This is a genomic window from Micromonospora sp. NBC_01405 (assembly GCF_045040155.1).
Taxonomy (GTDB): domain Bacteria; phylum Actinomycetota; class Actinomycetes; order Mycobacteriales; family Micromonosporaceae; genus Micromonospora.
Map to the genome: position 1 here is coordinate 2,164,508 of NZ_CP109532.1, position 20,588 is coordinate 2,185,095.

15 protein-coding genes, 1 tRNA gene and 2 pseudogenes are annotated in these 20,588 nt (G+C 69.6%); 7 read left to right on the plus strand and 11 right to left on the minus strand.

Annotation, left to right across the window (positions count from 1 at the left end; genetic code table 11):
* Positions 1-52: 52 nt before the first annotated feature.
* Positions 53-1,069: a potassium channel family protein gene (locus OG559_RS08535; RefSeq protein ID WP_396669189.1), complete on the minus strand. Its 1,017-nt coding sequence runs from the start codon at positions 1,067-1,069 to the stop codon at positions 53-55.
* 184 nt (positions 1,070-1,253) lie between these two features.
* Here OG559_RS08535 and OG559_RS08540 point away from each other — a divergent pair.
* Positions 1,254-1,505 (plus strand): annotated as a pseudogene (locus tag OG559_RS08540) (helix-turn-helix domain-containing protein); the annotation flags it as partial.
* A 392-nt stretch (positions 1,506-1,897) separates the two neighbouring features.
* Positions 1,898-2,495: pseudogene (locus tag OG559_RS08545) on the plus strand (ClpP family protease).
* Positions 2,496-2,671: 176 nt separating this feature from the next.
* Here the strand turns inward: OG559_RS08545 and OG559_RS08550 are convergent.
* Positions 2,672-4,447, minus strand: coding sequence for an adenylyl cyclase (locus OG559_RS08550; protein ID WP_405114064.1), 1,776 nt, complete (start codon positions 4,445-4,447; stop codon positions 2,672-2,674).
* Between the two features lie 230 nt (positions 4,448-4,677).
* Here OG559_RS08550 and OG559_RS08555 point away from each other — a divergent pair, with 230 nt between their 5' ends.
* Positions 4,678-5,526: an SDR family oxidoreductase gene (locus OG559_RS08555; protein WP_405114066.1), complete on the plus strand. Its 849-nt coding sequence runs from the start codon at positions 4,678-4,680 to the stop codon at positions 5,524-5,526.
* A gap of 95 nt (positions 5,527-5,621) precedes the next feature.
* Here the strand turns inward: OG559_RS08555 and OG559_RS08560 are convergent, their stop codons facing one another.
* Positions 5,622-6,488, minus strand: coding sequence for a helix-turn-helix domain-containing protein (locus OG559_RS08560; protein ID WP_405114068.1), 867 nt, complete (start codon positions 6,486-6,488; stop codon positions 5,622-5,624).
* Between the two features lie 90 nt (positions 6,489-6,578).
* Positions 6,579-8,186, minus strand: a complete 1,608-nt coding sequence (locus OG559_RS08565) for an amidohydrolase (RefSeq protein ID WP_405114069.1) — start codon at positions 8,184-8,186, stop codon at positions 6,579-6,581.
* A 368-nt stretch (positions 8,187-8,554) separates the two neighbouring features.
* Between OG559_RS08565 and OG559_RS08570 the strand changes: the two genes are divergently transcribed.
* Both OG559_RS08570 and OG559_RS08575 read left to right on the plus strand, forming a co-directional pair.
* Positions 8,555-9,331, plus strand: a complete 777-nt coding sequence (locus tag OG559_RS08570; RefSeq protein WP_405114071.1) for a methyltransferase domain-containing protein — start codon at positions 8,555-8,557, stop codon at positions 9,329-9,331.
* A gap of 23 nt (positions 9,332-9,354) precedes the next feature.
* Positions 9,355-10,140, plus strand: coding sequence for a sulfotransferase domain-containing protein (locus tag OG559_RS08575; protein ID WP_405114072.1), 786 nt, complete (start codon positions 9,355-9,357; stop codon positions 10,138-10,140).
* Positions 10,141-10,597: 457 nt separating this feature from the next.
* Here the strand turns inward: OG559_RS08575 and OG559_RS08580 are convergent, their stop codons facing one another.
* From OG559_RS08580 to OG559_RS08605, 6 genes are all read right to left on the minus strand, one after another.
* Complete coding sequence (locus OG559_RS08580) at positions 10,598-10,807, minus strand: DNA-binding protein (RefSeq protein ID WP_405114074.1); 210 nt, start codon at positions 10,805-10,807, stop codon at positions 10,598-10,600.
* Positions 10,808-11,025: 218 nt separating this feature from the next.
* Entirely contained in the window at positions 11,026-11,250 is a 225-nt protein-coding gene (locus OG559_RS08585) for a hypothetical protein (protein WP_405114076.1), read from the minus strand.
* 200 nt (positions 11,251-11,450) lie between these two features.
* Complete coding sequence (locus tag OG559_RS08590; protein ID WP_405114078.1) at positions 11,451-11,825, minus strand: hypothetical protein; 375 nt, start codon at positions 11,823-11,825, stop codon at positions 11,451-11,453.
* A gap of 1,502 nt (positions 11,826-13,327) precedes the next feature.
* A complete protein-coding gene (locus tag OG559_RS08595) occupies positions 13,328-13,627 on the minus strand; it encodes a hypothetical protein (RefSeq protein WP_405114080.1) in 300 nt (99 codons plus the stop codon).
* Positions 13,627-13,908, minus strand: coding sequence for a multiprotein-bridging factor 1 family protein (locus OG559_RS08600; RefSeq protein WP_405114082.1), 282 nt, complete (start codon positions 13,906-13,908; stop codon positions 13,627-13,629). Before OG559_RS08600 ends, OG559_RS08595 begins: the two co-directional genes overlap by 1 nt.
* A gap of 264 nt (positions 13,909-14,172) precedes the next feature.
* Positions 14,173-14,245 (minus strand) — tRNA-Arg (locus OG559_RS08605).
* A gap of 341 nt (positions 14,246-14,586) precedes the next feature.
* Between OG559_RS08605 and OG559_RS08610 the strand changes: the two genes are divergently transcribed.
* A complete protein-coding gene (locus tag OG559_RS08610; RefSeq protein WP_405114084.1) occupies positions 14,587-15,279 on the plus strand; it encodes a hypothetical protein in 693 nt (230 codons plus the stop codon).
* Positions 15,280-15,658: 379 nt separating this feature from the next.
* Here OG559_RS08610 and OG559_RS08615 read toward each other — a convergent pair whose 3' ends face one another.
* A complete protein-coding gene (locus tag OG559_RS08615; protein ID WP_405114086.1) occupies positions 15,659-16,099 on the minus strand; it encodes a hypothetical protein in 441 nt (146 codons plus the stop codon).
* Between the two features lie 1,049 nt (positions 16,100-17,148).
* Between OG559_RS08615 and OG559_RS08620 the strand changes: the two genes are divergently transcribed.
* Positions 17,149-20,526 carry a BTAD domain-containing putative transcriptional regulator gene (locus OG559_RS08620; protein ID WP_405114088.1) on the plus strand — a complete coding sequence of 1,126 codons (3,378 nt, stop codon included), beginning with the start codon at positions 17,149-17,151 and terminating at the stop codon, positions 20,524-20,526.
* Positions 20,527-20,588: the final 62 nt, after the last annotated feature.

Consider the following 20,588-nt stretch of genomic DNA (forward strand, 5'->3'; position numbering starts at 1 on the left):
TCCCCGCGACACGGAAAGGGCCCGCAACCTGCGAAGGTTGCGGGCCGTTTCGTCAGCCCGGCGTGCTCGCCTGCTGGGGGCGGTCGTCACGGACGTGCACGAGCATGTCGCCGGTCTCGATCACCGCGCCGGCCCGATCGCTGAGCGTGACCACCTTGCCCCGGCGGACCAGCGCGATGACCAGGGAGTCCAGCTCGCGCGGCGAACGGCCCACCTCGCTGCGCTCGGCCGAGCGCATGGCCAGCGCCATGCCCTGGCCCGGGGTGAGCAGGTCCTCCACCACGTCGATCAGTGGCGGCGCGGAGGTCGACAGGCCGAGCAGCCGCCCCGCCGTGGCGGACGAGACGATCACGTGGTGGGCGCCGCTCTGCTTCAACAGGGGCGCGTTCTCGGCCTCCCGCACCGCGGCGATGATCCGCACCTGACCGGCGGTGAGCTGCCTGACGGTGAGTGCCACCAGGACCGACGCGTCGTCGCTGTCGGTCGCGATGATCACCGACTTGGCGTTCTTAACGTGCGCCTCGATCAGCACCGACGAACGCGTCGCCGAACCCTCGATCGCGACCAACCCGGCCGAGGTGGCCTGCCGCAGGGCGGTCGGGCTGCGCTCGACCACCACGATCCGGGACCTGTCCAGGCCGTTCTCCAACAGCGCCGAGACGGCGCTGCGGCCCTTGGTGCCGTAGCCGCAGATGATGACGTGGTCCTTCACGCTTCTCCTCCACCGCGACAGGCGCCGGCCGGTCCGGTACTGCTCGGTCAGGACTTCCAGGGTGGTGCCGACCAGGATGATCAGGAAGATCACCCGGGCGGGGGTGACGAACAGGACGTTGACCAGCCGCGCGGACGGCGCGGCCGGGGTGATGTCGCCGTAGCCGGTGGTGGAGAGGGAGACCACCGCGTAATAGAAGCAGTCGAGGAGGGTGAGGCCGTCCTCGTTGACGTCGCGGTAGCCGTCCCGGTCGAGATAGACCGCGGCGACCACGGCGAGGACCAGGCCCAGTGCGGCGGCGAGGCGCAGGCTCAACGCGCTCAGCGGGCCCCGTCGTTGCGCGGGAAAATGGATCACCGTCGAACCTGCTCCGCCTCCGTTGCCTGCACGTGCACAACATAGCCGGTACGCGGGGATCCGCACCCCGGGGTGCCACCGGGACGCCTCCGGCCGCATTGGCTCGCCGGACCGGGGCTGCCGGGCGGCCCCGCACCGGGCATGATGGGGCTGTCCGCGGAGAGACGACCGGGGGTGAGGCCGCATGTCTTTGCTGCGACGGGTCATCGGCGGGGTGCTCCGCCGGATCAGGACGAGACAGGGCCGCACCCTGCGTGAGGTCGCCCAGGCGGCCGGCGTGTCGCTGCCCTACCTGTCCGAGGTCGAGCGGGGCCGCAAGGAGGCGTCGTCGGAGGTGCTCGCGGCGATCTGCCGGGCCCTCGGCATCCGCCTGTCCGACTTGTTGGAGGAGGCCCGGGACGACCTGCGCCGAGTCGAGCCGCGCACCCCGGTGGGTCCCCGGGCTGCCGTGGCGGCGCACGCCGTCGCGCTGCCGCTGCCCCGGTACGGCGACCGGATGGCCCGGCTGGAGCGGCCTGCTGACCGGCTGACCGGCGCCCGGCGGGGGGCCGACGTGCACCGGGCGCTGCGCGGGACGCCGCTCGCCGTCGGTCCGCGTACCGCCGGGTTGGCGCACTGCGGGCGGGCCCCGGTGAGCCTGCGGCGGCCGGTGACCGCCTAGGGACGTCGCCCGGCCGCGTCGCCCGGCCGCCGGCGTCCCGCCCGGTTCTGCCGTCGGCGAATCTGCCAGCGGCAGAAGCGCTGGGGTCGCCGCCTCCGGCGGGCGCACGCTGGACGGGCCGGTCCCCGGGGCGGTCGAAATCGCCCACCGGCGCGGCGGAGGTCGACATGATCAGGTACGACGTACGGATGCTGGACGGCGGGCAGCCGGCCTTCGGCGACCAGGTGTTCCAACGGTTGCTGCGGGAGCGGATCGTCTTCCTCGGCACCGAGGTCACGGACGAGTCTGCCAACCAGATCTGTGCGCAGCTCCTGCTGCTGGCCGCGGAGGACAGCGAGCGGGACATCCACCTCTACATCAACTCACCGGGCGGCTCGGTCAGCGCCGGCATGGCCGTGTACGACACGATGCGGTACATCCGCAACGACGTGGCCACCCTGGCGCTCGGCTTCGCCGGCTCGATGGGGCAGTTCCTGCTCTGCGGGGGGACGGCCGGGAAGCGGTACGCGCTGCCGCACTCGCGGATCATGATGCACCAGCCGTCGGGCGGAATGGGGGGGCACGGCCGCCGACATCACCATCCAGGCGGAGAACATGCTGCACGTCAAGCGCACCATGCAGGAGCTGATCGCCCGACACAGCGGGCGGAGCCTGGACGAGATCCAGCAGGACTGGGACCGGGACCGGTGGTTCACCGCGGAGCAGGCCCGCGAGTACGGCCTGATCGACCAGGTGGTCGCCCGGGTCGACCAACTCTCGGCGTGACGGCCCCGGCGGCGGGCCGGCACGGTGCGGCCCGGCGCCCACCCTCGCGGGCCGGGGGCGGCCCGGTCGGTGGTCACCGATGGGCCGGCGGGCGCGCCCCTTGACCCTGTCCGACACGCATCTGAAGCCGCGTCCGGGCGGACCCGTTGACCGGGTCCGCCCGGACGGTCGCCCGGTCAGGGGTAGCTGACCACCGGGCTGGTGCCGAACGTGCCGACGACCGGGGTGCCGGCGTCGTTGACCGTACGTTCGATGCCGCCGCTGCCGTCGAGGAAGACGGTGATCATGTCGTGGAACCGCACGCCCGGCCGGCGGGGCACCTCGATCGCCCGGTCCGCCCGGATGTCGACCCCCTGGTTGAAGTACGAGTACACGCCGAGCCCCCACGCCTCGTGCCGGCGCACGGAGTCGGCGATCTTGTACGACGCCCAGCCGCGACCGGTCGGGCTGGTCCAGGCGGCCTGGCTCGGCGGGTCGTAGGGCAGTTCGCTCTGGTAGAAGACGGTCCGGCCGCGCTCGCCGGTCCACACCGTCTGGTACCGCTGGTAGTGCTCGACGAAGAGCCCGTACGCCGTCACGTCGTCGCCGGTGACCAGCACGCCCGTGTCGGCGGTGTTCACCCTCCAGCCGATGCCGTTGCCGTGGTCGCCGCGCCAGGCCCAGATGTTGTCGAGCAGGGTGTCGTCGCTGTGCACGGCGAGGCTGGTCCGGGCCCGGCCGACCCAGGGGCCGCCGATGCGGAAGAAGACGTCCTGCACCGAGGTCGGGTTCGCGGCGTGGTCCCGGCGGCCGTCGCGCCGGCCGATCTCGACCAGCACGTCGGACTCGCGCCGGCCGGCGTCGACCAGCAACCCGGCGACGCGTACCCCGTCGACGTCGGCGACCCGCAGCGCGGCATCACCGGTGGTCGGGGCGAGGCTCGGCATGCCGAGTCCGAGCACGACGGTGCCCGGTCGGGTGACCCGCAGCGCCTGGTCCAGCCGGTACACGCCCGGGGTGAGCAGCAGGTGCCGCCCCCGCGCCAGCTCCCGGTTGATCCGCTGGGCGGTGTCGGTGGGCCGGGCGACGAAGAAGTCGCGCAGCGACAGCGAGGGGGTCGGTCGGCCGCCGGCCGCCCAGGTGACGCCGGCGGTGTCGTGCCGCAGGCCCGGTACGGCCACCCGCCACCGGTCGTTGCCGTCGACGAACAGGTACGGCTTCTCCCTGGTGACCGGGCTGGTCGGGAGCGTGGTGTACGGGGGGTCGGGGAATCTCTGGGCGGGTGCCCCGGTCACGCCGGAGAAGACCTGGTTCCAGACCCCGTTGCTCCATTGGCCGCCGAGCTCGCTGTCCCGGGTCAGCCACTGCTGCTGGGAGCCGTTGATGGTGGTCCCGTCGACCTTCGAGTCGGCGATGTAGCCGCCGCTGGAGTACCCGCCGTTGCCCGGTTCGAGCCAGAGGGGGCCGCGCACGTGCACGCGGCGCATCGGGGACGCCTGGGAGACCGCCCACTGGTTCGACCAGTCGGAGGGAATTACGGAGAGGTTCTCCGCCGAGCGCCAGAAGTTGGTCAGCGCGGAGATGCCCCCCGGCGAGTTCGGGTCGGGCTGTCCGATGACCCGGACCGCGCCGTAAATGTCGACGTCGTCCGGGGAGCGGCCGAGACCGGCCACGGTGGTGTAGTAGCCGAGCTTCACGTCGACGTCGTACCGGCCGGGCTTGAACAGCACCGCGTGCCGGTCGGTGCCCATCTCGTTGCGTTCCTGCTTCGTGAAGATCGCGTCGAGGGTGGACTGGATCTTGGCGGTCGGGGTGGACGGGTCGTAGACGTGCACGTACGGGCCGAGGTCCGGGTCGCGGTCGTCGGGGTGGCCGGGGTGGGCCAGCGCGGGCGCCGGAACGAGGCCGGCGGCGGCGAGGGAGACGGTGGTGGTGGCCAGGGCCAGGAGGTGGCGGCGGGTGCGAGGTGTCATCAGCCTGCCTGTCGGGTGGCGGTGGCGAGCCGGGCGACCGTGAGAGCGCTCTCAATCCGCCGTCCGGCATCCCTTCATGATTTATGGGATCGACATGTTTCTACCCCCTCCCGCCCGGACGCACCAGCCCCGGCAGCCGACGAGGATCAGTGGGCGTCCAACGGGAAGCGATGGGAAGAGCGCCCTGTTGGTACCCAACGAGGATCATCGACACCTTCGAGGAGTTCACCATGTCCATCGTCGTCACCGGCGCCACCGGCCACCTCGGCCGCCTGATCGTCGAGTCGCTGCTGCGTCGGGGCGTACCGGCCGGGGAGATCGTGGCGCTCGGCCGGGACACCGGCAAGCTCGCCGACCTAGCCGGACGCGGGGTGGTCACCCGGCGGGCCGACTACACCGACCCCGCATCGCTGCGCGCCGCGTTCGCCGGGGCCGAGAAGCTGATGTTCATCTCCGGCAGCGAGGTCGGGCAGCGGGAGACCCAGCACCGCAACGTCGTCGCCGCCGCCCGCGAGGCCGGCGTGGGGCTGGTCGTCTACACCAGCGTCACCAACGCCGACCGGTCCAGCCTGATCCTCGCCGGGGAGCACCTGGCCACCGAGCGGGAGATCGCCTCCGCCGGCCTGCCATACGTGATCCTGCGCAACGGCTGGTACCTGGAGAACTACACCGACCAGCTCCCGACGTACCTCCGGTACGGGGTGACCGGCGCGGCGGGCGACGGCCGGGTCAGCGCCGCCACCCGCGCGGACTACGCCGAGGCCGCCGCCGCCGCGCTCACCGGCGCCGGCGAGGCCGGCCGGGTGTACGAGCTGGGCGGCGAGGCGTTCACCCTGACCGAGCTCGCCGAGGAGCTGTCCCGGCAGACCGGCCGCACCGTCGGCTACACCGACCTGCCGGCAAAGAAGTACGCCGAGGTGCTGGCCGGCGCGGGCGTCCCCCCGAGGTTCGCCACCCTCCTCGCCGACAGCGACCGGGGCCTGTCCCAGGGCGACCTGTACGTCGAGGGCGACGACCTGGCGAAGCTGATCGGCCGCCGGCCGACCACCCTCGCCGAGGCGCTGCGCGCGGCGCTCTGAGCCGTAGCCACCCCGTTCCCGAGGAGTCGTACGCCGCCGGGCCGCCGTCCGTCGCCCCACCCCGCGCCCCGTCGGCGGCGGGGCGACGGACGGGCTCAGGACGCCACCCGCTCCACCGGGATCCACAGCTCGGCGTCGGCCCGCGTACCGTCCGCCGAGACCCTGGCCTGGAGGATCTCCGGGCCCGGCCGGCTGCGGTACGGGTTGGCCGGGAACCACTCGGTGAAGACGTCCCGCCAGATGTTCTGGAGGGTCTGCGGGAACTCGCCCGAGCTGGAGAAGACCGCCCAGGTGCCGGCGGGCACCGGCATGGCGTCCAGGCCCTCCGGCGGGGTGACGCCGGTGACCACGCCGTGCCAGTAGTCCAGCTCGACACCCTCCTCCCGGTTGTCCCCCAGCTTGTCGCTGACGTTGACGATCCCGCGCGGCTCCTGGTCGGAGAGGGCCTCGATCCGCTCGACCGTCCCGGCGTCGATGCTCTTGACGAACGCGACGATGGCCGGGTTCATCCCCTCGTGCACGAGGGGGACGCGGGCCTTCCGCCCGACCAGGTGGAAGGCGTCCTTCTCGGTGACGCGGTAACGCATGCTGGTGCACCCTTCGACGATGAGGCGGAAGGACACCCGGGGCTGGGACCGCAGCACCGCGCCGGTCCGCCGGGCCTCGCCCGGGCCGACCCCGTGCACCGCCTGGAACGCCCGGCCGAACGCCTCGGCCGAGCCGTAGCCGTACCGGACTGCGACGTCGAGCAGCGTCGACTCCCCCGCGAGCACCTCGGCGGCCGCGACCGTGAGCCGTCGACGCCGGACGTACTCGGAGAGCGGCATGCCGGCCAGCGCGGAGAACATCCGCCGGAAGTGATACTCCGACGTGACGGCGATCCGCGCCATCTCGGCCACCTCGATGCGCTGGTCGAGATGGCGCTCGACGTACGTCATCGCCTCGTTCAGCCGGTCCAGCACCCGAATCTCCCTCCCTGATGCCCACCACGCTAGGAAGGACGACCCCGGCCGGACCCGACATCCTGTGCCCGATCCGGTCGGGCCGTGGGGTCAGCGCTGCCAGCGCACGACGCCGCCGACCACGGTGAGCGCCACCGTGAGGTCACGCAGGTCCGCGGGCTCGACCTGGTACGGATCGGCGGGCAGCGCGATGAAGTCGGCGAGCATGCCGGGGCTGAGTCGCCCCTTCAGGTGTTCCTCGTAGGAGGCGTACGCGCCGGCGACGGTGAACCCCCGCAGCGCCGCGTCGAGGCTGAGCCGCTCGTGCGGGTCCACGCCGCCCGGCGGGTTGCCGTCGGGCTGCTGCCGGGTCACCGCGGCGTGGATGCCGTGGAACGGGTCCGGGTCCTCGACCGGCGCGTCCGAGCCGAACGCCACCGTCGCGCCGGCGTCCAGCAGGCTCCGCCAGGCGTACGAGGCGAGATCCCGGCCGGCGAGCATACTGCTGGTCAGGGGGATGTCGCTGGTGCAGTGGGTCGGCTGCATCGAGGCGATCACGCCCAGCCGGGCGAGCAGCGGCACGTCCTCCGGCCGAAGATGCTGGGTGTGTTCGATCCGGTGCCGCAGCCGCCGTACCGCCCCGGCGACGGTCGGGTCGGTGCGCGCCGACTCCTGCCAGCGGGCGTACGCCCGCAGCACCATCGCGTTGGCCGCGTCGCCGATGGCGTGTGCCGCCACGGCGATGCCGGCCCCGGCCGCCTTCGCCACCAGCCGCTCGAACTCCTCCGCCGGGGTGACCGCGATGCCGTGGTTGTCCGGCTCACCGTCGTACGGTTCGCTCATCAGGCAGGTGTGCGAACCGAGCGCCCCGTCGGTGAAGATCTTCACCGGTCCCGTACGCAGCCACCGGTCCCCGTCGCCGGTCGCCCAGCCCAGGTCGATCACCTCGTCCAACGCGGTCGACGGGATCGACTTGTGCACCCGCAGCGGCAGTTCACCCCGGGCGTACAGGGTCTCGTAGGCGGCCCGGCAGTCCTGCCCGTCGAGGTCGTGGATGCTGGTGAGGCCGACGGCGAGCAACCGGGGCAGGTGGGTGCGCAACTGCTCGACCATGTCCCCGGCGACGGAGGAGCGCAAGATGTCGTAGGCCGCGTCCCCGGCCGCCTCCCGCAGGATGCCGGTCGGCTCGCCGCGTTCGTCGCGGGCGATCTGCCCACCGACCGGATCGGGGGTGTCGGCGTCGATGCCGAGCCGCCGCAGGGCGGCGCTGTTGACCCAGGTGGTGTGCCCGTCGATGCTGGGCAGCACGGCGGGACGGTCCGGGCAGACCCGGTCGAGATCGGCCCGGTTCGGCTGCACCGGCCGGGCCCACTTGTGGCTGTCCCAGCGTCCGCCGAAGAGCCAGGCGTCGGGCGGCAGGGTCGCGGCGTGCCGCCCGATCCGGGTCAACGCCTCGTCGAGGCTGGCGGTGCCGCGCAGGTCCACCTGCTCCAGGCCGCGCACGTACAGCGCGGAGTGGATATGACTGTCGATCATTCCGGGCAGCACGGTCATCCCGGCGAGGTCGACCCGACGCGCTCCGCCGCCGGCCCGGTCCCGGCACTCGTCGCGGTTTCCGACGGCGACGATCCGCTCGCCGCGCACCAGCATGGCCTCGGCGCGCGGCCGGGCGGGGTCGAGCGTGTGGATCCGGGCGTTCTCGAAAACCGTACCGGTCATGGGGCTGCCTGCTTCGACGGTTGGACAGGGGCCAACCATGCTAGAGGACGGGCTCCCCGACGCGAGGCAACGTCCGCAGAGTGCCGCATGTCGCCGGCGGCGCCCAGTCCAACCGCTGAGACTGTGGACGACTGTCGAAATGGTTGCGGTCGCCCGCAGGTGTTGTCGCGCAGAGCTACGGGGGTGACGTGCCGCAGTTGTCGACGCATGGGCGGCATCGAGAGGTCGGTTGCGGAACGCCTCGACCTGTACGTCCAAGGGCGCGGGTGGCTCGCGGATTCCACGGAAAGATGTTATCAATTGGATCACTGGGCCGGAACTGAGTCACGGGTCAGGGAGCAGTCGCGCAGCGTGACAGAAAGAGCACCGTGGAACAACAAGAAGAAGTGACCGACTTTTACGACAGCCTCGCGCCGGACTATGAACTTCTGTACTCGGACTGGGAGGATCATACGCGTGACGAGGCCGGCAGGCTCGACGCCATTCTTCGATCCGTGCTGCCGTTTCCGGCCCGCCGGATACTTGACTGCGCGTGTGGTATCGGAACGCAGGCTGTCGGACTCGCCGGTCTGGGCTATACCGTCACCGGAACCGACCTAAGCGAGACGGCCGTAGCCCGGGCGGGCAAGAATTCCGAGCGCCTCGGGACGCAGATCCAGTTCCGGCAAGCGGACTTCCGCCACCTGGAAGAGGTGGTTCCGGCTGATTACGACGCTGTGTTGGCGCTTGAAAACGCGATCTCGCACCTGCTCGAACCAGAGGACATCCTGCAGGCCTTCTCGTCAATGCGTAGCCGACTCCGCCCTGGCGGAGTAACGCTGGTCAGCACGCGTGACTACGATTCCGACCGCGCGGCCAAAATCACCGGGACGGCGCCAAGGATCATGGACGACGGCAATCGCCTGGCCTTCCAGGCGTGGGAATGGCAGTCGACGGACGTGTACCGGCTCCGCTACTTCCTGATGTCACGCCAGTCGGAGGCGCAGTGGACGGTCAAGGAGCGGCTGGTCCGCTACCGGGCCTGGCCTCGTGCTGAACTGCTGTCGCTGGCACAGGCGGCCGGGTTCGCCGAATGCCGGTGGCTGTCGCCGAGTGAGTCGGGATACCGCCAACAACTGCTCCTCGGTTACAACCCGGTAAGTTGACTGTCGAGAGAGGAGACGGCCTGATGGCACAGGCACAGGTGTCGCGGGAGTTCGGGCAGGTGTACGCGTACTTCGGCCATCACAAGTGCGCAAGCCTCTGGATCCGGCGCGTCTTCGAGGAACTAAGCGCCGGGTTGGGGCTCAAGTACGTCGCCTACAGTTCATGGCTGGTCTTCGACCCCGATGAAAAACCGATCGACCAGCTTTACGCTGCGGATTTCTTGACCGCGGGGCTCAGTCTCGGCGCCCGGTCCTTCGCGTTCACCGACGCGCATCCGCGCCACGTGGATCTCTTCCCACCGGGTACGCGATCGTTCCACGTGGTACGGGATCCCCGCGACATCGTGGTTTCCGCCTATTTCTCGCACCTTCTCTCACACGACATCGACGATTTTCCGTCCCTGGCCCGGCACCGTCAACAGCTCGCCGGGATATCCAAGGAACAGGGCCTCTATGCCGTGATGGACTTCCTCGAGCCGATGTTCGACGACCTCCGGCAGTGGTCGCAGCGACCCGACGTTCTCGAGGTGAAACTGGAAGACCTGATGACGGACGAGGTCGGCGGGTTCACCGGGATCCTTCGTTTCCTCGGGCTCCTGCCGCAGGTCGGCACGGAAAGGCTCGCAGAAGTACTTGACACGAACAGCTTCTCCCGGATGAGCGGCGGCCGGACGCCGGGTGTCCCCGACGACGGCAGCCACTTCCGGAAGGGGGTCGCTGGAGACTGGCGGAACCACCTTACCGATGACCACCTCAGCTACTTCCTCGCTCGGCACGCCGACGTACTGGCCAAGTACTCCTATCTCTGAGGCCGCTCCCTTGGTGCACGTGACCGACGAGGCTGGCGTTCGGCTCAGTTTGACTTACGCCCTCGTGCACGGTTGGCGGGACGCAGGATTACGACCTCGTGCACGATTAGGTAGCGCCGCGTGAAACTGATCCGCGACGAATCGAAACGGCCGGGACAACGGTGGACAGAGGTGCCTGGCCGTCCACCGGCGTACGCCTCACCGCCCCCTGCCCCCTGCCCCCCTGCCCTGGGCCCGGGGCAGGGGGCGGCTTGGTGGCTCACCGCGCGAGACTGGACCGCGATATCCGGTGGCAAGCCGCGTAGCGGTGCGTCAGCGATCGCCCAGGCCTCGGCGGCGACCGGTCACCCTCGGGATCGTCACGGCGACCGAAGATCGTGCGGTGGCCGTGGCCCGACGGGCCCATCACCAGCGCAGACTGGCTACCGAACCAGCCGAAAGATCAAGAGACGGTGAATTATCGACCCAGACTCAGGTTGTGCTGCTCGAGCGCACTCTGGATGATCTCGAGCGCCTTCGGCCCCATGCCGTGCAGCTTGGCCAGCCCGGCGCGCGGCACCCCTACAAGGTCACGCAGGGCCGTGTAACCAGCGTTGTTCAAAGCCCGCGTCGCTGGTGCGCCGATCTTCGGCAGGGTGTCGAGGGAGGAATTCACGCTCTTCATCATGTCGCGTCCCACCCGTGGCTGCACCGTTCTCGCGTGGCGCGCCGCGATCGGCCGGACACGCTCCGGGAGGCAGGATCGTGTCAGACGTACGGTGGCCCTCCTCGTAGCCGCGCCACGCCCAACTCCGAAGCCAAGTGACGATGGAGTATCAGGAGTCGTTGACCACCCGGCAGAAGCGGCGGACGTAGGAGCGGGTAGGAGGAGATTCCAACCCCGCGTCAACCGTCGAGGCTGGTCCGGGCGGCCGACAGCAGGGTGAGGGCGGCACGGCGAGCGTGGTCGCCGGCGCCGACTGCAGAGTGATGTGCGGCGACGGCCGTCGCACCCTCCAGCAGGATGAGCAACTGCCTCCCCAGTAAGGGCGGATCGGCGGCTCCGGCGCGGCTGGCGATGCCGGTCAGGAGTTCGAGGTAGCGGCCCAGGTGACGCGCCCGGCCCGCCACGTCATGCGGACCTTGACGGCTCGTACGGACGCCGGCGCGACCGCCGTCAGCTCGCGGACGCAGCCGGCGCCCTTCCCCCCACGCGATCGTTCTCTGCTGACCCGATGCGTCCGGAGTGCCCGGTCAGCGGCGGTTCCGTAGTGCCTGATCATGATCACTGCTGACCGCACGGGGCAAAACAGGCGACCTGCGGTACCCGCTCAGGAGTCCTTCGCCCGCCGGCCGCCGATCCCGTCGCCCACCTGCCTACGCGGGTGCCGCTTGAACCACGCTACGATCTCCGACTCCCGGGGCTTCGCCCACCACGGGGCCTTACCCACGTAGTCGTCTGGCGCCGGGAACGGGTCCGAGACATACTTCCCCGCCTCCACCTTGCCGCTCTTGCGGCGGATTTCCGCCCGGGACTCGAACAGGTGCTGAGAGATCGTCTCCTTGCGCATCGACCCGACGCCCTGCACGCGTGCGCCAATCTCGGCAAGGTCGGCGACGGTGTAGAACGGCCGGTCCGGCATCTCGGCTCCCTCGGGGAGCTCGACAGCGATGTCGACCGAACCGTACTCGGTAGTGGTGTTCACGGTTGGTACCTCCTAACTGGTTTTGGGACTCGTCGCGTACCGGCCGGGATACGTCCGGCCGGTACGTAGAGCTAGTCGGGTGCTGGGCGGTGGGGACAGCGGCGGTCACCGGGGCCCGAGCGGTTGTCGACATTCACACCGGTAGACGGTGTTCCGGTCTCTCTTCCTTCTCTGAGTTCGTCGTAGTAAAGGATCAGCGCGAGGGCCGTCTCTCATCTACGCAACACGCCCAATGAGGGGCACGTCGTACACCCTTCCCTGGACGCAACCGGAGATCGCCGGCATCAAGACGTCACACCACGTAACCCCGATGCTCATGCCTTCGGATGGACGGACTTCTCCGACCAACTCATCCTGCAGGTCGGCGACTACGGCGGCCGATGGGAACTGGAATCCGGCCCCGAAGACGTCGCCCTACTCGAAGCCATCGCTCGCTCAGTGATCGCCGGCAGGGTTCGGCAGGTGCTCGCTCCGGGGTCGATCGGCCATCTCGGTCATGCGCGCCGATGGAGCCGTTGGAGACCGAGGTCGGAGGCGAAGCGCCGGCTGATTGCCTGCCACTGCCCTTCTGGCGGCGTTGGTCCCACAGCATCCAGTACGCCCCGTACAGGTAATCCGGTTGAGGTTCAGTTTGGAAGATCGTGATCCGCTGACCCATCAGTCTGAAGTGCCTGCTCGGCGGCGGAATCGCGGTGCCCCGTGGTGCCCGTTGAGGACCGCCCACGACACCGGCTTCTGGCACGCGGACGGCACGCGCTTGGGTCCGGCGCGGCTGGCCAACGCGCGTACGGCTTTCCCCCGGCCTGTGGGCCGGGAGCGGTTTCGCGTACCGCGCCGGCTTACCGCGCCTGGACCACGTACTCAGGTGGCAAGCCGCGAAGCGGCGCGGGCAGCGATTCGCCCCGACCTCGACGGCGGCCAGCCACCCTCGCGATCGTCACGGCCTGGCGGTGGCCGGGTACGGCTGGCAGGATGTCGTCATGAATGCCATTCGAAGGGGTTATGCCGCGTAACAGACCGGCATCGCTTCGACTGCGGGAGCGGACCTGGCGCCGACCGTGGGTGCGCTATCGCAGCACTCCCGGGCTGTCCGGAGCAACCAATGCGGCTATTCGGCAGCTTGAAGGCGCGCGACTGATGCCAGGGGTCGTGGCTGCGGCAATCAACGTTTGGTCCGTGCACGTACGTGGGATCCGACGTCCATGGAAGCAGTGGGAGGCCGAGTTCACCTGTTCCTGCTGCGGCGCGGGCTGGGCTCGCGACATGCTGGAAGACGTCATGACGATGCTCCCACCGCGCGCCGGGAGCGAGGTGCGTTCCCTCGTTGATGCCCTGGACGCCGTCCTGCTGCGCCGAAGCCTTCACGATCCGCAGACGTCGCCCAAACTACCGTGGTGGCACCGCCGATGCTGACCAGCCGAACGATCGGCCGTGGTGCCGGCCGACGCCGGCCGGAGGCGGGGCACTGAGGAGTGAGATCAAAAGAGTGGCTTCCACTGTGGTCAAGCCACGGTCGGCGGTGATCCAGGCGAGGTCGCTTTCTCCGAGCTTGGTGAGCTGGGTGGCGGCGAGTTGGTATGCCAGGCCGAGAGCCGGCGGGCTTGGTCTGGATCGTCGCCGTCGTGGTGGTCGGCGGCGGCCTGGGCGCGGTGGAGCAGGTCGGACAGGCTGCCGGTGACGTACCCGAATCGTGAGTCCTGGTAGGCGTCCCAGAGGGCGGCTACCTCCTTCCTGAGTATGGCGACGCTCGGCGGCTCCGCGTCCGTGCCGCCACCGAACGGACCGAGGGCGCGATAGTTCATCAGGGCGGCGCGGAGGCTGGGGACGGTCTCTGTGCCGCTGTCGCCGGTCCAGGCGAGCAGTGAGGGTTCGCCGAGCAGGTCGCCGAGGGAGACGTCCAGGACTTCGGCGAGGACTTGATGACGGAGAGCCGATCCAGCTCGATCCGGTTGTTCTCGATCTTGCCGAGCCAGAAGGCGGTATGGCCGATGAGTCCGGCCAGGACTTCCCGGGAGACGCCGCGCCGGTAGCGGTACCAGGCGACGCGCTCGCCGAAGGTCAGGTTGTTGGGCGTCCCGCGCACCGGTTCACTGGCTCCCCTCGGTCGGTCGCGACCCCGGAAGGGTTTTCCGGGTCGCTGGGCGGTTTGTGCCCACAACCTGTCTGCATGACGGGGCTGAACGTATCGATAGATTTCCAATCCTGCTCGGGCGCGGGCTGGAAGCACACCCTTGCCCCACTGCCATCCGGGGATTGGGGCGGACTCATTCCCTGGCTCCGCGGTCCTGCCTGGACTCCACGCAAGCGCGTATCCGCAGTTCAGATGGCGTTTTGCTGATCTTCGAGGTGCCCCCGGCAGGATTCGAACCTGCGACACACGGTTTAGGAAACCGATGCTCTATCCCCTGAGCTACGGGGGCGCGAGTGCCCAGTCTAGCGACCTGCGTGTCGACCCCGCGTGGCAGGGAGTGGCACGGGTTCACCCAGGCCGCTGGACCGAGTAGCGGCCGGGGACGTTGATGTGGTGGTGCAGGGCACGGTACCTGGGCAGCCGCGTCGAGCCGGCCGTAGTCCGCGGCCGGACTGACCTGCCACAGCCTCTCCTCCGGGCACACCGGCGAGTTGCGGTCGGTAGTTGAAGCCCCAACAGTCGCAGCAGCCCGAAGGCGATGTCGCTGCACGATCGGAATCGGAAATGATCGTTTGCGTTACACCTGCGCGCGCACCCTACCGTTGCCCGCACCCGATAACATCCATTTCCATGGATGACCTTTCGATTGAGCAGCGGGCTGCAAAGCTTTTTGAGGGCGATGACGTCGACAAAGATGATCTACGCTTTTTCTTGTCGCGCCTCTTGCAAATTCAGGAAGACCAGGGACGAGACGCCAGCCGAGCACTGTTACGTGGATTCGGCCTCGCAGCTGTATTCATCATCCTGACGTACAGCAAGCTCCTGGAAGCCGAACTGCTGGGAATGAAAATTTATGACATCTCACCCTTGAGGCTCATCATCCCAGTCGCCATGATGCTGCTGGTTCTTCGCGCCGTCACCGTCCTGCAACTCTCCACCTTCTATCGCCGCATCTTCGACGAAGCGGCCGGTAAGCACCTACCGAACTGGCAGGCCTCCGGGCTGATACCGCTGCTCAGCCCATGGAGAGGCCCGATGTCGACTCATGCCAGCCCAATACGTCTCGATGTGAATGAGCATCCTGGAGTTGACCGCTTACATCAGGCGATGAGAATCGTTGACGCTTGGGCAGGCACCGCCGCTCTCGCAGTTTTCCAGATATACATATTCGTCACCCTATTCAGAGATTCTAGAATTCCGACCATCGCGGCCGTCACTTCTCTTGGCATATCGTTGATTCTCATATTATTTGTCGCCACCTACCTGTGGTTCGTCAGACTAAGCAGGCACCCTTCTGCGCCAAGTGATGAACAGGGGGCGTAGTGCTTCAGCCTGGTTGGCTGCAGGCCCGGGAAGTGACTTGCCGAAGCCTCCATCAGGTTTTTGCCGGCCGCGCTGGAGCCAGAGTCGCCCCACATGCCCTCCCGGGCGCCTCGCGCACCGTATCCAGCCGGAATCGCCCCACATTCACCGCAGGGCACGCGAACTGACGACGCGGTGGTCGGAGACATCAGCCAGCCTGACAAGGCGCTGGTTGAAACCCTCCGAGCATCCTCAACTGCCGTTGGGAACGTGCGAGCCGCTCGCTGCCGTTGACGCAGTGTGAGCGGCGGGGTGTCGTGGGTGGTGTAGCAGCGCTGGTGGTGGCTCGGGTCCGGGCTGCCCTGGTCGGCGGCGGCCCGCCGCCGACCAGGGCCACCGGTCAGCGGCGGCCGGTGGCCAGGGCGACGAGGTACTGCCCGCCGCCCGCGTCGACGCTTGCGGTCACCGGCAGTCCGGGCACCAGCCGGGAGAACCGGTCGACCAGCCAGTCCGCCGCCTCCTGGGCGTCCTTCCTGCTCGGACAGCGGGCGACCAGCTCACGGCCACCCTTGCGTTCGAGTCGCTCGGCGACGGTGATCAGCGGCGCGGGCTCCACCACGTGCAGACGGTCCGGCCAGGCGATGACCACCTTGACCGCGCCCTTGCGGGTGTTGCAGGCACGGTGCGCGAGTCGCTCGACGACCTTGGCCTTCTTGTCGGCGGTGCGACTGTCGACGCTGGGACCACGCGGGTCGTTCACCGACATGCCGGCGTCAACCGGCTCGTCACACACCCAGCACCGCCAACTGTCACGCCTCGCGACGTCATCGAGAAGACCCATCCGAGCAAACTAGCCTGCCAGCCCCCAGCCAACGACAGCCCCGGCCACGGCGAACACCGCCCGTCCGAAAAAGGGTGCAAGGAACCGCCCTTGCGCACCGTCCGCCTTGACTCTACTCGCGGTGCGGTATCGCAATCCGGTAGGCGGTTTCAGCCAACGCACCTACCTCTCATGAGCCACACCAATGACACCGGTGGGCAGCCGCAATGTGGGAGCGTCTCGCCGAGCACCTGGACCGAGTCTGGCCGGACACCGATCCTGGACCAAGTCTCTAAGTAGCCGCGATCCGCGCGTCACGGTGTGCAACGAAGGGACGCGGCGCTTAGCGCACAGATCGACCGATGAGCGTGCACCGCCACATGGTCGCGCCGGCGACCGGCGTCGCTTTCGCTGCGAGCGGTGCAGAAATGCCTCGAAGCAGCCTTGCCCGGGTTCTCGAAGCTTTCCAAGCGGCGTCGACCGGTTACTGGCCGCTTGTGCCGGTACAGGGACCAGTGGCGTGTGTACAGCCGCCAGGAGTCGTCGTCCAAGCCTTCCGGTGCCCCCGTCCAGCGCCGCACCCGTTCTCACAGCTCTTCCTCTCGAACGCTCCCGCCCACGTCGCCAGTTTGTCCACAACGGCTTTGCTCGATTGTGGAATGACTTGATCGACATCCACAGCTCGCGACAGGTGCACAGGCGGCCTCCTACAGTCACCAGCGTCGTGATCGCCGCCTATCGCGGCTCCGGCCGGGGCGAGCGCCTACGACAGCGGGCGGATGGAAGACGGCTACCCATGAGGCGTTCGGAGTACGGCCGCATCCCTCCGGCTGACCCGGCCCGGCGGTCAGGCCACCGGTCGTACCGTGAACGGCGTCCGCGGCTGCGTCTCGTCGGCCCGACGAGACGCAGCCGCCCCGGGCGGAGGGCCTTGATTCCCTTGTCCGCTCAACTGACGGAGGTGACCCCCGTCACCGCCCTGCCCCGGTCTTGTAACATCGGCCCCCGTGCCGGCATGGGAGTTCTCGCTTCCTGCAGTTTCGTTTTCGACGCCCGGGGCGGCCCCGGACGTGCCGTTCAGCGTCATCCTGCGAGCAGCCCGCGAGCGCGCCGGTGTTACGCAGCGGGAGCTGGCCGACCGGGCCGGCGTGAGCATCGCGACCATTCGTGATCTGGAGCAGGGCCGCAGCCGACTTCCACGCCGGGCATCGCTGCACGCCATGATCGAGGCACTGGGGCTGTCCGGCGAGGGAGCTGAGCTGGTGCGGGCAGCCGCAACGGCCCGCACGGAACCGGCACCGCAGCCCGACCCCGTGCCCGTGCCCGGCGACCCTGTCGACGAAATCTCGGTGGCGGTGCTCGGGCCACTTCAGGTGCGGTGCGGTCCGCACGAGGTGGAACTGGCCTCCACCAAGCAGCGCCGCATCCTCGTGCGACTGGCACTGAACGCCGGCGAGGTGGTGGGACGCGAGGAACTCATTGAGCTGCTGTGGGGCTACCAGCGGCCACAGCGGGCCCAGCAACTGCTGCAGAGCTACGTCGGCCGGCTCCGCCGGAAGCTGCGACTCCACGACGCGACGGGGGTGCTCCGCGCGGCAGGCGATGGCTACCGCCTCACGCTCGCGCCGGGGCAACTGGATCTGCTTCGGTTTCGCCGGCTCATCGCGCTGGGCACCGGCGAGGCCGACCCCGAGCTGGCCAGCAACCATTTCGCCGCAGCGGCGCTCCTGTGGCGCGGCGAGCCGGACGTGGAGGCGCTGCGCGACATTCCGGTGACCACCGCTCTGCGGCATCAGTACGCACAGCTCCTCCGCAGCTGGGCGGCGCTCGCCCGGGAATTCGGCGGCGGCGAGCAGGTGCTGCCGCCGTTGCGGGAGTTGGCCTGGCAGTTCGAGTTGGACGAGCCAGTGCACGCCGAGCTGATCATGGTCCTGTCAGCCAGCGGCCGGCAGGCCGAGGCGCTCGCCACCTACCAGCGGATTCGTGCCGCCCTGGTGGAGCACCTGGGCATCGAGCCCAGCCCGAAGCTCCGGCAGGCGCACGACTACGCGTTGCAGCGCCGCGAGTCGCCGGCCCCGGCGCCGGCGCGCCGCCCGGTGCTCCAGCAGGCGCCCGCCCCGCCGCCGGGGTTCGTCGGACGGGCCACCGAGCTCACCACGATCAGGGCCGCGTTCGAACGACGTATGTCCGAAGAGGGGCAGGTCTCCCCCAACATCGTCACGCTCAGCGGAGCTGCGGGAGTGGGCAAGACCGCCCTCGCCCTGAGGGCGGCGCACCAGTTGCGCACCGGCTACCCGGATGGGCAGCTCTACGCCGACCTGCGGGGCGGAACCGGGGCAGCCGTCGCACCCATGGAGGTGCTTGGACGGTTCCTGCGCGCCCTGGGCGTGCCTGCTCGCCAGGTTGGCGTGGATGAGGCCGAGGCGTCGGCGTCTCTGCGCAGCGAGCTGGCCGACCGCCGAATGTTGATCATTCTCGACAACGCGCGGGAGGCGGCGCAGGTACGGCCGCTGCTTCCCGGTCCCGGCCATTGTGACGTGCTGGTCACGAGCCGGTGGCGACTGCCGGACCTCGCCGGCGCGACCGTCGTCGACGTCCCGACGCTGCCCATCTCGGACGCCGTGAAGCTGTTCGCGGATGCTTGCGGCAGCCGGCCGCAAGCAGATCCCCGCTCGACCCAGGAGGTCGCGCTGGCGTGCGGGAAGCTGCCGCTGGCACTTCGCATCGTGGCCGCCCGGCTCGCGAACCGGCCCGCCTGGAGCACCGCCGATCTGGCCCGGCGGCTGCGGGACGTGAACGGGCGGCTGGCCGAACTGAGCGTCGGCGACTCCAGCGTCCTGGCCAGCTTCCAGCTCAGCTACCAGGACCTCAGCGAAGCCGCACGGCGGGCGTTTCGGCTCTGTGCCCTGCATCCCGGTGACGACTTCGGTCTCGATGCCACCGCGGAGGCGCTCGGCCTGGACCCGGTCGCGACGGACTCCGTCGTCGGCGAGCTCCTGGATGGCAACATGCTGCTCCAACTGACCGCAGATCGATTCAGGTTCCACGACCTGCTCGGGCTGTACGCCGGCAAGCTGCTCGCCGACGGTGATCCCGGCGAGCGCGACGCCGGCCGGAGGCGTCTGCACGCCTGGCATCTGGAACACCTGATCGCCGCGATGGGGTGGGTCTCCCCACACACGGTCCAACTACCGACCACCGTCCCCGGGCGGGCCGATGCCTTCACGGGACAGGACCGGGCGCTGGAGTGGCTGGACCGGGAGGTCGCCGCGCTGGTGGCCCTGGTCGAGCAGACCGCCACGCGGGGTCCGGACCCGCTGAGCTGGCAGATCGCCGACCAGCTACGGGGATATTTCCTCGTCCGGCGGCATGTGGATCGGTGGCTGCGAACGGCGGAAGCCGGTCTGCGGGTCGCTGCGGAGGCAGCGGACGAAGCCGCACAGGCCGCGCTGCTCATCAGCCGCGGGCAGGCCATGTGGGCCCTGGGTCGCCACCGGGAGGCACTGGACGACTACCTGGCGGGCGCGCTGCTGGCCGAGGCGGGCGCATGGCATGAGGCCGCGGCGTACCTGTGGCACAGCATCGGCGTCGTACAGGCGGAGCAGGGCCTGCTCGACGACGCCCACACCTCGTATCGACGCGCGCTCACCCTGTGCGGTGACGAGAGCGCCGGGTACGTCCGGTCTCTCGCGCTCAGCGGTCTGGGCGCCATGTACGCGGATCAGGGGCGGCTCCGGCCCGCCGCCGAGTGCTTCACCGCCGCGCTACGGATCAACGAGCGGGCCGGCCGGGAGGCGTCTGCGCTGTCGACGCGGGGAAACCTCGGCATGGTGCTGCGTCAACTCGGCGAGTTCGACGAGGCCGCATCTCATCTGACAGCGGCACTGGCCGGCTACCGACTGCGCTCGAACATGCACGGAGAGTTGTCCACCCTGGACGAGATCAGCCAACTCCACCGGCAGCAGGCCGCCCCGGTCGCCGCCGTCAGCGCGGCCCGGGAGGGTTACGACGTCGCCCTGATCGTCCGCGACCAGCGTGCCCAGGTGGCGTTGCTGACCACACTGGGCGAGGCGCACCTGGCCGGCCTGGACGTGTCGGAGGCGACGCGGTGCCTGCTCCAGTCGCAGGCCATGGCGAGGCAGCACCACTACCCGTATTTCGACGCCCGCGCCGGTGTGGGCCTGGCCGGCACGTTCCTCTGCACCGGCGACCGCGACGCCGCGCAGCGGGCCTGCGAGCTGGCCCGCGACACGGCACGGACGCACGGCTTCCGCCTTCTTGAAGCGGATGCCCTGGCGGTGCACGCCCACTGCCTTGCCGGGCAGGATTCCCGGACGGCGAGTCGGTTGGTCGACGAGGCAGTGACCATCTATCGCGCCGCAGGTGCGGACCGGATGGCGGACGCCCTCACCCGACGGTGGCTTCGGCCACCGGCCACCCGATTTTGACCAGGCGGAACGGTAAGGAACCGGTACGGGACAACTACGGGAAGCCGGACGTCGGTCCCGCG

What these genes read in the sequence shown, in the direction of transcription:
- OG559_RS08555 (WP_405114066.1), top strand. Translation starts at nt 4,678, where the DNA reads ATGTCCATCGTCGTCACCGGCGCCACCGGCCACCTCGGCCGCCTGATC.
- OG559_RS08575 (WP_405114072.1), top strand. Translation starts at nt 9,355, where the DNA reads ATGGCACAGGCACAGGTGTCGCGGGAGTTCGGGCAGGTGTACGCGTAC.
- OG559_RS08615 (WP_405114086.1), bottom strand. Translation starts at nt 16,099, where the DNA reads ATGGGTCTTCTCGATGACGTCGCGAGGCGTGACAGTTGGCGGTGCTGG.
- OG559_RS08595 (WP_405114080.1), bottom strand. Translation starts at nt 13,627, where the DNA reads ATGAACTATCGCGCCCTCGGTCCGTTCGGTGGCGGCACGGACGCGGAG.
- OG559_RS08565 (WP_405114069.1), bottom strand. Translation starts at nt 8,186, where the DNA reads ATGACCGGTACGGTTTTCGAGAACGCCCGGATCCACACGCTCGACCCC.
- OG559_RS08580 (WP_405114074.1), bottom strand. Translation starts at nt 10,807, where the DNA reads ATGATGAAGAGCGTGAATTCCTCCCTCGACACCCTGCCGAAGATCGGC.
- OG559_RS08610 (WP_405114084.1), top strand. Translation starts at nt 14,587, where the DNA reads ATGGATGACCTTTCGATTGAGCAGCGGGCTGCAAAGCTTTTTGAGGGC.
- OG559_RS08550 (WP_405114064.1), bottom strand. Translation starts at nt 4,447, where the DNA reads ATGACACCTCGCACCCGCCGCCACCTCCTGGCCCTGGCCACCACCACC.